The sequence below is a fragment of the Pseudomonas sp. 910_23 genome (assembly GCF_052850795.1).
Genome location: NZ_VXCZ01000029.1, coordinates 1 through 13,699 on the forward strand (window position 1 = coordinate 1; position 13,699 = coordinate 13,699).

Annotated in this window: 9 protein-coding genes and 1 tRNA gene; 2 read left to right on the forward strand and 8 right to left on the reverse strand. The window is 59.8% G+C overall.

Annotated features, from left to right (window positions below):
* Nucleotides 1-43 precede the first annotated feature (43 nt).
* Nucleotides 44-119: transfer RNA gene (locus FW800_RS25895), tRNA-Asn, on the reverse strand.
* A gap of 56 nt (nucleotides 120-175) precedes the next feature.
* Nucleotides 176-1,075, reverse strand: coding sequence for a LysR family transcriptional regulator (locus FW800_RS25900; protein ID WP_078821905.1), 900 nt, complete (start codon nucleotides 1,073-1,075; stop codon nucleotides 176-178).
* Between the two features lie 100 nt (nucleotides 1,076-1,175).
* On the opposite strand from FW800_RS25900, the gene lldD reads away from it, so the two are divergent.
* Together lldD and FW800_RS25910 are read left to right on the forward strand one after the other, a co-directional pair.
* Nucleotides 1,176-2,312 (forward strand): FMN-dependent L-lactate dehydrogenase LldD, encoded by a 1,137-nt coding sequence (gene lldD, locus FW800_RS25905; RefSeq protein ID WP_194438814.1) that lies wholly within the window; start codon nucleotides 1,176-1,178, stop codon nucleotides 2,310-2,312.
* Between the two features lie 407 nt (nucleotides 2,313-2,719).
* Entirely contained in the window at nucleotides 2,720-3,646 is a 927-nt protein-coding gene (locus tag FW800_RS25910; protein ID WP_005789880.1) for a GGDEF domain-containing protein, read from the forward strand.
* A gap of 59 nt (nucleotides 3,647-3,705) precedes the next feature.
* On the opposite strand, the gene FW800_RS25915 is transcribed toward FW800_RS25910, so the two are convergent.
* From FW800_RS25915 to FW800_RS25940, 6 genes are all read right to left on the reverse strand, one after another.
* Complete coding sequence (locus FW800_RS25915; RefSeq protein WP_282442878.1) at nucleotides 3,706-4,485, reverse strand: TenA family transcriptional regulator; 780 nt, start codon at nucleotides 4,483-4,485, stop codon at nucleotides 3,706-3,708.
* A gap of 78 nt (nucleotides 4,486-4,563) precedes the next feature.
* Complete coding sequence (locus FW800_RS25920; RefSeq protein ID WP_446438774.1) at nucleotides 4,564-7,026, reverse strand: EAL domain-containing protein; 2,463 nt, start codon at nucleotides 7,024-7,026, stop codon at nucleotides 4,564-4,566.
* 71 nt (nucleotides 7,027-7,097) lie between these two features.
* Nucleotides 7,098-8,900 carry an ABC transporter ATP-binding protein gene (locus FW800_RS25925; protein ID WP_446438775.1) on the reverse strand — a complete coding sequence of 601 codons (1,803 nt, stop codon included), beginning with the start codon at nucleotides 8,898-8,900 and terminating at the stop codon, nucleotides 7,098-7,100.
* Nucleotides 8,893-9,528, reverse strand: coding sequence for a DsbA family protein (locus tag FW800_RS25930; RefSeq protein ID WP_078821909.1), 636 nt, complete (start codon nucleotides 9,526-9,528; stop codon nucleotides 8,893-8,895). The genes FW800_RS25925 and FW800_RS25930 overlap by 8 nt, the downstream gene beginning before the upstream one ends.
* A 3-nt stretch (nucleotides 9,529-9,531) precedes the next feature.
* On the reverse strand, nucleotides 9,532-10,473 hold the full coding sequence (gene trhO / locus FW800_RS25935; protein WP_005789885.1) for an oxygen-dependent tRNA uridine(34) hydroxylase TrhO: 942 nt from the start codon (nucleotides 10,471-10,473) through the stop codon (nucleotides 9,532-9,534).
* Nucleotides 10,474-10,604: 131 nt separating this feature from the next.
* Entirely contained in the window at nucleotides 10,605-13,511 is a 2,907-nt protein-coding gene (locus tag FW800_RS25940) for an RHS repeat-associated core domain-containing protein (protein ID WP_446438776.1), read from the reverse strand.
* Nucleotides 13,512-13,699: the final 188 nt, after the last annotated feature.

The window sequence follows — 13,699 nt, forward strand, 5'->3', positions numbered from 1 at the left end:
CCAAGCAAAAAAAAGCCTGTATCTCTACAGGCTTTTCTCTATCTGGCTCCACGACCTGGACTCGAACCAGGGACCCAATGATTAACAGTCATTTGCTCTACCAACTGAGCTATCGCGGAATGCGCCGTATGTTACTGATTAAAAAGAAGAAGTCAAGCTTTTCGTTACATTCGCTTCAATTACCGCCATGACCGCTTGAAAACGCCGGTTCCGCCGCCAGATCCAGCCAGGCCCGTGCCGCCGGTGGCAGGTGGGCGCTGGCGCGCCAGGCCAGGGCGATGTGCCAGTCGGTGTGGGGTTCGTCTAGGGGGATCAAGGCGATGCCGGCGTGTTGGTGCTTGTGCGCCAGCATTCGCGGCAGGAAGGCAACGCCCAGGCCGGCGGTGACCAGGTCGACGATAAAGTCGATCTGCCCGCTACGGGCGGTGACTTTCGGGGTCACACCTTTGCGCTCACACGCGCTGAGAATCTTGGCGTTGAGGGCGAAACCGGCTTCGAACAGGATGAACGGCGAGTCCGCCAGGTCGGTGAAGTCGATGCGCTTGCGTCGGGCCAGTGGATGGCTGATGGGCAGTACTGCGATCAGGGGTTCGTTGCGTACCGGTTGGTAGTCAAAGCCTTCGTCCACCGGCAACAGCAGTGCGGCCAGATCGACCTCCCCGGCTTCCAGGCACTCACGCAGTTTTTTACTGCCGTACTCGGTCAGTTCAATGTCGATGTCCGGGTAACGGCTGCGGTACGTGGCGAACATGGCGGCAAACAGCACCCCGCACCCCACCGGCGGCAGGCCAATGCGTAGTACGCCGCGTGTAAGACCGCGCAGGTCGTTGATTTCAGCCATCAGGTCGTTGCGTTCGGCGAGTATCACCAAGGCGCGGCGGTAGGCGATTTCACCGGCGGCGGTCAGCTCGTTCTTGTGGCCGAGGCGGTTGAGCAACGGCGTACCCAGCTCGTCTTCCAACGTCTTGATCGCCTTGCTGACGGTAGACTGAGTCAACGCTACCACCTCGGCCGCCTGGGAGAACCCGCCCTGGCGCACCACTTCGACAAACGCACGCAATGTTCGCAGGTTCATCAGTATTCCTTTTGCGACTGGATATCAGTGATAAAAGTTGTTTTTATCATGTCACAACTTTGCTTATCGTGTAGCACTTTGCCCTGTGGAGACACCGTCGATGATCATCTCGTCCGCTTCCGACTACCGCGCTGCGGCCAAGCGCAAGTTGCCGCGCTTTCTGTTCGACTACATCGACGGCGGCGCCTACGCCGAGCACACGTTGCGCGCCAACAGTTCAGACCTGGCCGAGATCAGCCTGCGCCAACGCATCCTGCGCAATGTCGACAGCCTGAGCCTGAGCACCCACTTGTTCGGCACGGAACTGGCGATGCCGGTCATTCTTAGCCCGGTCGGCCTGACCGGCATGTATGCGCGGCGCGGTGAAGTGCAAGCGGCCAAGGCAGCTGCCAACAAAAACATCCCCTTCTGCCTGTCGACGGTGTCGGTGTGTTCAATTGAGGAAGTGGCCTCGCAGAGCCCGCAGTCGATCTGGTTCCAGCTCTATGTGCTCAAGGATCGCGGCTTTATGCGCAATGCGCTGGAGCGAGCGCAGGCGGCCGGCGTGACCACGCTGGTGTTCACGGTGGATATGCCCACACCCGGCGCACGCTACCGCGATGCGCACTCGGGCATGTCCGGGCCGTACGCGGCGCAGCGGCGCATGTTGCAGGCGGTCACCAAGCCGCAATGGGCATTCGATGTGGGCCTGATGGGCCGCCCCCACGACTTGGGCAATATCTCCAAGTACCTGGGCAAACCCACCCATCTGGAGGACTACATTGGCTGGCTTGCCAACAACTTCGACCCGTCGATCAGTTGGAAAGACCTGGAGTGGATCCGCGAATTCTGGAAAGGCCCGATGATCATCAAGGGCATCCTCGACCCCCAGGATGCCAGGGATGCGGTGAGTTTCGGTGCCGACGGTATCGTGGTGTCCAACCATGGCGGCCGCCAACTCGACGGCGTGCTGTCCACCGCCAAGGCGTTGCCGCCGATTGCCGACGCGGTGGGCGATGACTTGACCGTGCTGGTGGACTCCGGCATTCGTTCCGGGCTCGACGTGGTGCGTATGCTCGCCCTGGGTGCCAAGGCGTGCCTGCTGGGGCGCGCGACCACCTATGCGCTGGCCGCCGAAGGCCAACGTGGGGTAGAGAACGTGCTGGATATCTTCGCCAAGGAAATGCGCGTGGCCATGACGCTGACCGGCGTCACTTCCATCGCGCAGATCGACCGCACGACGCTGGTCCAGCCGTGATGAAGGCGGTGTCATTTATGTGAGGTTTATTTGAGACGTTGTTTGTTCGCGACAAACAACGCGAACCACCGTGACATTAAAGTTGAACGGGTCGGCCGCAATGCCAGCCCCTACCAGCCAAATAACTGGCGCCATTAATTAAAAGATAATTTTTGCTTTAATTACAGTCTTTTGATTTATAAGAACTTTTTAAAACAAAACGGCTTTGGCACGAATCTCGCTGTAACACTTGCCAAGCAGGTTAAGTGATGACAAGACGTGCGGCACGTGCCCCGGGGTTATAACTCAATGCAAAGCGGTTTAAACTGCTCCCATGTTTTACGGAACTGAAGGAACAGTAAGACGCCTGGCACTTGCCGCCCTCATCTCGCCTGTAAGACAGCCAAGTGCTTAGAGGCCACCCGCTTATGAAAACACCCACCCAGACCAACGCGATTGACTTCGACACTGCCAAATTGCAGCGCCTGGGATTTGGTCAACCTTCCCTGCGTCCACGCCGCCCCGCAACCCTGAGCGAACTTTGCCAGCAACTGAGCCAACAGTTGCAAACCAGCCTGGAGCCGGAGCGCATCCTCGGCCTGTTCTTTCGCGAAATACAACGCCTGGTGCCGCTGGACGCGTTGCAGTATCGCCATGCCGCCAGCGACCTGCGCCTCGAGTTCGGTCATCGTGGCCACCATTCGGTGAGCTACACCTTGAGCCACGAAGGCGAGCACCTTGGGGAGCTGGTGTTTCGCCGCAACCAACGGTTGATCGACGAGGAACTGAGCCAGCTCGAATCCCTGCTGGTGACGTTGCTGTATCCGATGCGTAACGCCCTGCTCTACCGTGCAGCCACCCGCAGCGCCCTGCGCGATTCGCTGACCGAAACCGGTAACCGCGTGGCCATGGATCAGACGCTGCAACGGGAAATCGACATGGCCAGGCGGCATCTGCACCCCTTGTCCGTGCTGATGCTGGACATCGACCACTTCAAGAGAATCAATGACACCCATGGTCACGCCGCCGGCGATAGCGTGCTGCGCACCGTGGCGGGGGCGATCAAACACCAGTTGCGTAACGTCGACATGGTATTTCGGTTTGGCGGGGAAGAGTTTCTGATCCTGCTGTCCAACACCGGACGCGATGCAGCGAAGATGGTCGGTGAGCGTTTGCGCCAGGCGGCACAAGCCCAGGACTATTGGGTGGAAGGCACGCGGGTCGAATTGACGGTGAGCCTGGGTTGCTCGACGCTGCTGGCGGCCGAATCGGCTGAAAGCCTGCTGCGCCGGGCAGACAACGCGCTGTACGTGGCCAAGCGCGAAGGCCGCAACCGCTTGGCTATGGCGGGGTAATTCCAACTGTGGCGAGGGAGCAAGCTCCCTCGCCACAAGTTACCATCAGAACAGTTACATCACGCCTCGCTGGCAACGCGCACCGGGCGCTCGCGAATGGCTGGCGCCTTCTCTTTGTCTTTCTCTACGTTCTCCAGGCGCATGCAGCTTTCCAGGAACAGGTACATGTAGTCGTAGCTTTTGCATACTGCCTGGCGCAACTCTTCCTGCAGGGCCTTGCCAGGGTTGTTCCCGGCCAGGGTGCAGATGATTTCCAGGGCTTCCCACGGGTGGGCGTCGTCGTACTGGGCGTGCATCTTCAGCCACTTCATCGCCCGCTTGCGATCTTCCTCGGGGAAGGCGTCGGCATACACACCGGTAGAGCAGACCACGGCAGACCACTCCCCAGTCGCCCCCTCGATCGCATAGTTGGTGGCGGCAATCGCGACGATCAACGAATCCGCCGAGCTGGTGTGCCAGCACCAATGGCTCAGTGCATGCAGTTCCGGCGGCACGTCCTGGGCTTGCAGCTCTTCAAGGCTGACACCATGGGCACGCGCCCAATTCACCCAATAATCAGCATGGTTGAGTTCCACGCGAATGTTGCGCATCAGCCAACGTCGCGCCATATCCTCACCCGGGTGGCGGGCGAACTTGGTCTTGGTCAGGTTTTGCGCCATGTACAAAGCAAACTGTTCCACCACCGGCCAACCACCAATGAGGTAGTGGCGCATGGTCTTGGCGCTGAGGGCGTTGTCGCGCATACGCTGATACAGTTCGTGCTCGACAACCCGACGCTTGCTCTCGCTACAGGCCTGGATCAATTGCTGCGCCCAGGCTGGGTAACTCGAGGCTTCCATAAGCGGCCCGGTTCTGTTGAATGTGTCGATCACTGTAGGGCTCCTTTTTAAGTGTGATTTTACAGACCAGCAAATGTTTCAGCGGAATGTGCCGGGCGCCTTGAACACCAGGGGCTGAGGCCGCACGGGTCGACACTGCAAGCTATCAAAGGTAAACAATTGCGGGCGTTCAATCAGGTAGCCCTGAGCGTAATCCACACCGATCTCAAGCAACGCTTGTTCGATCTGGGGTGTTTCAACAAATTCGGCAATTGTGCGCTTACCCATGACGTGGCCGATGTGGTTGATCACTTCGACCATGGCGCGGTTAATCGGGTCGTCCAGCATATCCTTTACGAAACTTCCATCGATCTTCAGGAAGTCTACAGGTAAATGTTTCAAATATGCGAATGAGGACATTCCGGCGCAAAAGTCGTCGAGTGAGAAATGGCAACCTAACGCTTTGAGTTCATTAATAAATCGAATGGCACTACCCAAATTGGCTATAGCGCTGGTTTCAGTTATTTCAAAACAAATCATTTCTGGTGGAATGCTGTAAGCACCGAATTTCTCACGTAAAAAACCTAGAAAATCGTCATCACCGATAGTTATTCCTGACAGATTAATCGCACACATGGCCATAGGACGGCCCGGACGTTCAGTCATGCATCGAGCAATGATCTTGAATACGTTTTCAACCACCCAACGATCCAGCGACGTCATCAAACCGTATCGTTCGGCTGCCGGGATAAAACTGTCGGGCAAAATGATGCGCCCGGCTTCGTCATGCAGGCGTAGAAGAATTTCGATGTGCCCATTGCCGGCTTCGGTGTGGCCCAACGGCGAGATTTCCTGCGCGTAGAGGCAAAACCGATCCTCTTCAAGGGCAATGTGCAGGCGCTGCACCCAGGCCATTTCGCCAAAGCGCAGCGACAACTCGGAATCATCGGCGTGATAGACCTGTATGCGGTTGCGCCCTTTTTCCTTGGCCATGTAGCAGGCCATGTCGGCCGCCCGCAGGGAGGTTTCCAGGGTGGTTGGGGTTTGCGAGATATGCACCAGGCCGATGCTGACGGTGGTCATGAACGGTCGGCCTTTCCACACAAAATGCAGGCTTTGCACCGTATGGCGCAAGCTCTCGGCGATCTTTTCCGCCACCGGCGCCGGGCAGTTCTCCAGCAGAATGCCGAACTCGTCCCCCCCCAGGCGTGCCAACGTATCTCCCTCGCGCAAGTCAGATTGCAACAGCGCGCAGATGTGGCGCAGGAGTTCGTCGCCTGCCGCATGGCCGCAGGTGTCGTTGACCAGCTTGAACTGGTCGAGATCGAGAAACATCAAGGCATGTCGCCCATTTTGCTGGCGTGCCACCTGTTGCAGTACCTGCTCAAGACGGAACTCGAATTCGCGGCGGTTGGCCAGGCCAGTCAAGGCATCATGGGTCGCCTGCCACGAAAGGTTGGCGATATACTGGCGCTCCTGGGTCATGTCGTGCAGCACCAGCACCGCACCGCTGACCTTGCCGCCACTGCGGATCGGCGCGCCCACCAGCGTGACCGAGACGGTGCTGCCGTCCAGGCGCTGGATCAGCTTGGAATGCTCGCTGCCGCCACTGAGTTGGCCCTTGATGATGTGTTCAATCAAGGTAAAGCCGTCGGGCTCGGCGTTTTCATCCAGCAACTTGAATAACGCCGCCAACGGCAAGCCCTGGGCCTGCTCCGACTTCCAGTGGGTCAGCGCTTCGGCCGCGGGGTTCATATAGGCAATGGCGCCGTCGACGTCGGTGGTGATCACCCCGTCACCAATCGACTCCAACGTGATCTGCGCCCGCTCCTTCTCCGCCTGCAGCGCGTCAGCGAAGGCGTGGCGCTGGGCCAGCAACTTGTGGGTACGCAACAGCGCCAGGACGATCAGCCCCAGGGCGGTGGCCAGGTTGGTGATCAACAACAGACGCAGGATCATTCGCGAACCTTCGCCCAGCGCATCACTGAACGCCTTGGCGGCCGGCGTTACACCCTCGTTGATGGCAATGATGCGCGCTTTCCAGGCGCGCACATCCTGCTCGGTGACCTGATCGGTGCTGATGGCGCTGTGCATCTGCTGGGCCAGTTCATCCAGTTGCTCAAGGTAGCCATCGCCCACCGTCCACAGCTCAATGGCTTTTTCCAGGTAGCTGAAATGGCGGAAGTTGAGGTACAGCCAGATCAGGCTGGGGACGTCGTCCGGGTGATTGCCACCCTTGAGGATGCCCAGGCGCGCGGCAGCCAGGTTTGGCGTGGCCCGATCCAGAGCCACACGCAGCTCATGCCCGCCTTGAGGTACGGCAATGGCATGCTGGTATTTGAGATAGGTGGCGTCGTCGCGGCTATCGGCATACAGCGTCAGGTAATAGATGGCATCCTTCTGGCCCTTGGACCACAAGCTTTCGCCAGCCACATAGCCACGCACCGCAGAGAGCACGTAGAGACTGCCACAGCCTAACAATGCCTGGAACAAGACAACGGCAATAAAGGGCCAGACGATACCCAACAACCGTGGCGTTCCGAGAGTCCGCTTTTGCTTCATGAAGTCCCTTACACATGCACAGCTTGATACGCACGCGAAAATCCGCTTCCGATAGCACAGCCTAAGCTAAATCAACGCACTTGTTGCAGGTGTCCGTAAAGTTTGGCGTAGAGCCCGCCGTCGGCAATCAATTGCTGATGGTCACCATCCTCGGCGATGTGCCCGCCATCGAACACCAGTACTCGGTCAGCCTGTTTCACCGCGGACAGCCGGTGGGCGATGATCAGTGTAGTACGCCCGCTGAGAAACCGCGCCAATGCCTGGTGCAGGTTGTACTCGGTCGCCGCATCCAGTGCCGAGGTGGCTTCGTCCAGAATCACCACTTTAGGCTCGGCGAGCACCATGCGGGCGATGGCCAGGCGCTGCCGTTGACCACCGGAGAAGCGCACACCCGAGCGCCCCACCACACTGTCCAGGCCCATGGGCAGCGCCCTGACAGTAGCATCCAGCTGGGCGATTTCCAGCGCCTGCCAGCAGGCTTGATCGGAGCGAGTGCGGCCCATGGTCAAATTGGCGCGCACGGTGTCGTTGAACAGCGCCGGGTGTTGCAGGACTACGGCGACGTTTTCACGAATGGTTTCCAGGCCGATCTCCTGCTGGGTGGCCCCCCCAAAACGAATGCTGCCGGCCTGTGGTGTGTAGAGCCCCAGCAGCAACTGCACCAGGGTACTTTTGCCGCCACCGCTGGCGCCGACAATCGCCACCTTCTCCCCCGGCGCGATCGCCAGGTTCAATTGGTCGAGCACCAGGTCCTCACCGTAGCCAAACTCCAGACCACGCACCTCGATACCGACAGTCTCATGCCCGGTAAACGGGTCGGCACCACCGGCGTACTGCGGCTCATCGGCGCGTGCCAACAGCTCGTTGATCCGCGTCAGCGCGCCGCCCGCGGCGTAGTAGGCATATTGCAGGTTCAGCAGTTGTTCCACCGGGCCGATCATGAACCACAAGTAGCTGAACACGGCGAGCATCTGGCCGATGGACAGGTCGGAGAACAGCACCGTAAGCATGGCTGCCGCACGGAAAATGTCGATACCGAACTGGAACAGCAACCCACTGGCGCGGCTGGAAGCATCGGTTTTCCATTGGGAATGAATCGCATAGTCGCGCACTTCCAGGGCACGCTGGCCCAGGCGCCCAAGGAAAAAGCCCTGGCGATTGCCGGCGCGCACTTCCTGGATGGCATCGAGGGTTTCGGTCAATGCCTGGGTAAAGCGCGAGGTGCTGTCGTTCTCCAACTTCTTCAGATGCTTGACGCGCTTGCCCAATTGCACGGTGGCGTAGATCACCAGCGGGTTGAACAACAGGATCAATAGCGCCAGCTGCCAATGCATCCACACCAGGATTGCCGACGTACCGACCAGGGTGAGCATCGCCACCAGGAAACGGCTGAGGGTTTCGCCGACGAATTTGTCCAGGGTGTCCAGGTCGGTGACCAGGTGGGTAGTGACCGTACCACTACCCAGGCTTTCGTACTCACCCAGGGAGATCCGCTTGAGGCGTTCGATCAGCCGCACGCGGATGCGATAGACGATGTCCTTGGCCAAACGCGCAAACAGCCGCGCCTGCACCACGTTGAACACCAACGCACCACAGCGCAGGGCCAGCGTTACCAATAGCATCAGGCCGATGTAGCCGGCGGCTTTCTGCCAACCCAGGGGCAACGCGTGGTTCATCACCTTGAGCGCGGCATCGCCGTGGCCCAGCAGCACTTCGTCCACCAGCAATGGCAACAGCAGGGGGATCGGCACACTGCACAGCGTCGCCAGCACGGCCACGCCATTGGCGATCCACAGGGCTTTCTTGTGGCGCAGCGCCAGACGGCGAATCTCTGCCCAGGTCAGGCGGTCAGTGCGTTGAGGTTGCTCATACACAGGCAGCTCGCTCCAGCCATCGACCCAATAACGGCGACAGCTCGGACAGCGGCTGGTAACCATTGGTCAGCAAGGCCAACTGGCCATTGCGCTCTGCGAGCAACGTCGGGAAACCGGCGATCCCCAGATCCTGCACCCAGGTGAAATCGGCGGCCGTGGCGGCATGCTGCTCGGCGCGGTCGAACTCGCCTGCAAACTCGATACGCGGAATACCGGCCTGCTCGGCCAGGTCCACCAGCACATGGGCGAGGGTCACGTCCTGTCCCTCGACATAGAACGCGCGCTGGATCAGCCCCAGCAGCTTCCAGGCGCAATCCGGCGCCAGGCTGCGCGCGGTGACGATGGCACGGCAGGCAGGCTCGGTGTCGTAGACAAACCCGTCAGGCAATGCGCCCTCACGCTTGAATGGCTGGCCGGTGGCCTCGGTCACCGCTTGCCAGTGCTCAAGAATGTAGCGCCGGGTGGTCGGCTCCAGCGCTGCACCGCTACCGGTACGCAAGCCGCCCACCACCAGGTGCACGTCCACGCCGGCCGCCTGGGCCTGCTCAACCAGCGCCTGCGCGACCGGGGCGAAGCCCCAGCACCAGGAACACATCGGATCCATTACATAGAGCAGGCGCGCAGACATGGCTCAGGCCTCGGAAGGAGTTTGCTTGTAGTTGAAACCAATCGGGTGCGGCATGTTGCGGGCCTTGGCCAGCTCGATCTGCTTCTGCCGGTCGATCGCGCTGCGACGGGTCTTCTCCGGCAGCTTATCCCAGCAATGGGGGCAACTGATGCCAGCCACATAATGCTCAGAGGCGCGATCTTCTACGCTCACTGGTGTGCGGCAGGCATGACATTGATCGTAGTCGCCTTCGCTCAAGTCGTGGCGCACGGTCACGCGATTGTCGAACACAAAGCAGTCGCCCTGCCATTTGGTTTCCTCCTGGGGCACCTCTTCGAGGTACTTCAGGATCCCGCCCTTGAGGTGATAAACCTCATCAAAGCCTTCGCTGAGCATATAGCTCGACGCCTTCTCGCAACGAATGCCGCCGGTGCAGAACATGGCGACTTTCTTGTGCTTGGCCGGGTCGAAGTTGGCTTTGATATAGTCGGGAAATTCGCGAAAACTGGTGGTCTTTGGGTCGATTGCGCCCTCAAAGGTACCGATTGACACCTCATAATCGTTACGGGTGTCGATCAACAGCACTTCAGGATCGCTGATCAGTGCGTTCCAGTCTTGCGGGTTGACGTAGGTGCCGACCTTTTTGTTCGGATCAACCCCTTCGACGCCCAGGGTCACGATCTCTTTCTTGAGTTTGACCTTGGTTCGGTAGAACGGCTGATCGTCGCAGTAGGATTCCTTGTGGTCAATGTCGACCATGCGCGGGTCTTTTTTCAGCCAGGCCATCAGGCCATCGATACCTTCGCGGCTGCCGGAAACGGTGCCGTTGATGCCTTCTTCGGCGATCAGCAAGGTGCCTTTGATGCCGTTGTCGACCATCGCCTGCAGCAGTGGCTCGCGCAGGGCGACGTAATCTTCGAGGGTGACGAACTTATACAGTGCCGCCACAACAATCGGTTGAGTCATGGGTGTTCTCTCCAGGTGGCTACCCTCGTAAGGGGTGAACCGGATGCAAAAAGGCGTCGGTCAGGCGACGCGGCGCGCATTCTAACAAAAGTGCGGCGCCATCGCATCGGCACGCAGCCTCTGATATGTCCTCAGCGATGTGGGTTACGTACCCCTTCCACTCGGTACCGCTGGCCGCCGAGATGGCTGAACATCAAACGATAGGCACCGCGTCCACGAGCAGCGGCGTAGCCGTGCAAATCAGCGGACCATAGTTGGTCTCTGTGAGCATGCCAATGAACCGCGCCAAAACGCCCTTCACGCAAGTGGCTGAGGGTAAGGGCAATACTGCGGCGCTCGCGGCCCGATAGTTGGGTATCTACAAGCCTCGCGGTATCGAACTCCATCTGCGGGGTAGCGGCTCTCGCTGCCGCCGGCGCCACCAACGGCACCTGCGCCTGTGCTTGCCGACCACCGCGTGCGCGACTTGAACCAGCCACCGGTGTCGTCACCCCAACCTCGAACGCGCTTGGCCCCGCCTGCTGACCGCTCGCGGCAGCGGACTCACGTGCTGGACTTCGCAGCACTATCACGCCATAGCCCATGCGTTTCAACTCCGGCATCGGGTTACGATTCCCCCCCAGTACGCGTTCGAGGTCTTCCGCCTCGTCCACAGGCCCCACGTAGCCACGGAGGGTCCCCTGACGCCGATGGACCATAAGGGTAATGCCTTTTTCAGCATGACGGCGCGCGTAGGCAAAATTCACCAGCCGCTCCGTTTCTTCGTGACTCAGCCCCGCATCCTCCGCCGCAGCAATCGCCGTCTCCGAAACGGCCCTGGCGAAATTTTCTTCCTGTTGTTGCGCTGCGCTGGCCAGGGCCTGCGGCTGCATGCTTTGATAGGTAATGAAGCGGGCGGTACCAACCAGCAGGCCTCCCACCAGCCCCCCCACGGCAGCTCCCACCCTCGCATCGCCCAGCAACGCTCCCGCCCCCAGGCCCAGCAAGGCCAGAACCAGGATGAGTATGATCTCGTCCTGTATCTGAGGATTTTCCATGTCGGTAGGCTGCAACCCCATTGAATCAACGAACGTGACCGGGTTGTTGAACGCCATGAGATAAGGATTCAGCTGCGTCCCTCCCCCAACGGGGTCGGGGCTTATCCAGCGCTGCAACCATGGGGCGTAATAGCGGAAACCGTAGTAATACAAACCGCTGCCGTCACGCTCCTTGCCTGAATATCGACGGGTTTTGTAACTGCCCTCCACCGCGTTGCGCGATGCCCACCACGCTGTCCCCCCATACGGGAAATAACTCTCCTGACTCAATAACTCGGCCTCTTCGCCCAACTCCAACCCATGGCTCGACTGCTGATCGGTCAGGCAGAAACGCAGGGCTTCATCGTCAGCCCCCTCATCAAGTCCCAGCTCCCATTGCAAGACCTCCACCGCGCAGCGCGCTACGTCAAGGCGCAACACATTCAATCGACGCAATGGCCACTGGCGAATTTCCAGGCCTGGCAGGTAATAGACACGCGCCGTTTGTCGACTGCCGGCAACCTGCTGGTGAGTGAGCTTGAGCACACGCTGGCCGTCGCCTGCATACACATAAGCTTCCTCATCCGAGTCAGCTCCGTCGCGCACAACTGACGTGACCCTGGACAACTGATTACGCACATTCCACGCCATCGCTACACCACGCCCCAGCCGTTGCTGATTGCCATTGGCGTCAAAACCCTGCGCCAACGCGCCAACCGGATGCTCGCTAGACAACGCGCGGTTACTGCCACTGGCGACCTGCATGTCTCGCGTGTAACCGACGCCACTGGACGGCACATGCCGCAACCGGGTCAGGTTGCCCCCCTCGTCATAAGCATAATGCTGGGTGTAGTTGCGACATAAACCGGCATCGGTCGAACCGAACGAAATACGCGCAGGCAGTGCTGGGGTGATGGCGGCGACGGTACTTTCCCGGCCTGTCGCCTGGGTCAGTTGGTACAGCGAGTCGTATTGATAGCAATAGGCGGCATTCACTTGCGTGTTGTGGCTCCATTGGGCCGGTTGCGCCTGATCCCGCAGCTTCGAAACATTTCCCACGGGATCATAGTCGTAGCGCAAATCCTGTAATGGCGCCGCCGGCTCATTCTGGCGGTACGCCATCAACCGGTTCATACGGCCATCCTCGGGCCGATAGGCGGCCAGACTGCTCACGCCATTGCCCAACCGGGCCGCCTCCACCTGACCGGCGGCATTATAGACGTAGCGATCTATCACGGTTTTGCGTGCGCCACTTTTCAAGGCGAGGTGAATATGTTTCGTCTGTCCGTCCAACCCATAGGCAAACTGCCGACCATTACCCTTGGCGTCGACCTGTTCCAACGTGCCGCCGAGGGCATCAAATATCCAGCGTGTGGTGTAACGCTCGCCGTCCAACTGCGCGTCCTGATCGGCCTGAGCAAGCGGCCAGTCAACATCGCCCGGCGCCTCGCGAAATCGCCGCGTCTGCCGAAGCACTTGCCCGCTCATCCCATACGCTTCGAACACCTGGGTGCCAGCCGGGTCGGCATGGCACACCAGACGACCACCGCGGTTAAGCGCGCGGTGCTCAGACGTTGGGGTGGCATATACCAGGCGTTCGACACACCGAGGTCGCTCTTCGTCGGCAGCCTGTTCGAACACCGCCACCGGACGTTGCAAGTCATCGTAGTCGTGGCGCTGATAGGCCCCCCTACCATCCCAGACCTGCAACAGTTGCCCGGATGGCGCTGCCAGCATCAGCCGCATGCCGGCGTCCACATCGTGGTGGCGGATCAGCGTCCCGGACAGGCTGTACACCGACACCTGATTCGCCTCGATCAATGGTTCACGTGATTTAAGGGTATGCAGGCGAGAGTCCCACTGCTCAAGCATCAGGCCGCTGGCCCCATAGACTTGACGCCTGACACGGGCCTTCGGCGCAGCCTGGGGGGTAGCGCGCAGATAAGCGACACTGCGGACCGTCAACCCACGGGGGTCGAATGCTACAAGCGAGGGCGTATTTCGATGAAGTGAAGCAGACATGATCACATGGCCTGAGTTGCACAATGGTCAGAAAAGCCTAGGGCTCATGTCTTGCACAGAGGTGGTATCGGTGTATAGGCACCTCAACCGGCGTGCGCCGACGACGCCTGTAAATACCTATACCTGGCCCCGTTAACCTGCGTGATAGCGTTTTTCATTGCCCGCCGGCACCCTCGGCGGGCGTGAAG

Excerpts from the sequence above, each read along its gene's own strand:
- FW800_RS25910 (WP_005789880.1), top strand. The coding sequence starts at position 2,720 with ATGAAAACACCCACCCAGACCAACGCGATTGACTTCGACACTGCCAAA.
- FW800_RS25920 (WP_446438774.1), bottom strand. The coding sequence starts at position 7,026 with ATGAAGCAAAAGCGGACTCTCGGAACGCCACGGTTGTTGGGTATCGTC.
- lldD (WP_194438814.1), top strand. The coding sequence starts at position 1,176 with ATGATCATCTCGTCCGCTTCCGACTACCGCGCTGCGGCCAAGCGCAAG.
- FW800_RS25915 (WP_282442878.1), bottom strand. The coding sequence starts at position 4,485 with ATGGAAGCCTCGAGTTACCCAGCCTGGGCGCAGCAATTGATCCAGGCC.
- trhO (WP_005789885.1), bottom strand. The coding sequence starts at position 10,473 with ATGACTCAACCGATTGTTGTGGCGGCACTGTATAAGTTCGTCACCCTC.
- FW800_RS25940 (WP_446438776.1), bottom strand. The coding sequence starts at position 13,511 with ATGTCTGCTTCACTTCATCGAAATACGCCCTCGCTTGTAGCATTCGAC.
- FW800_RS25930 (WP_078821909.1), bottom strand. The coding sequence starts at position 9,528 with ATGTCTGCGCGCCTGCTCTATGTAATGGATCCGATGTGTTCCTGGTGC.
- FW800_RS25900 (WP_078821905.1), bottom strand. The coding sequence starts at position 1,075 with ATGAACCTGCGAACATTGCGTGCGTTTGTCGAAGTGGTGCGCCAGGGC.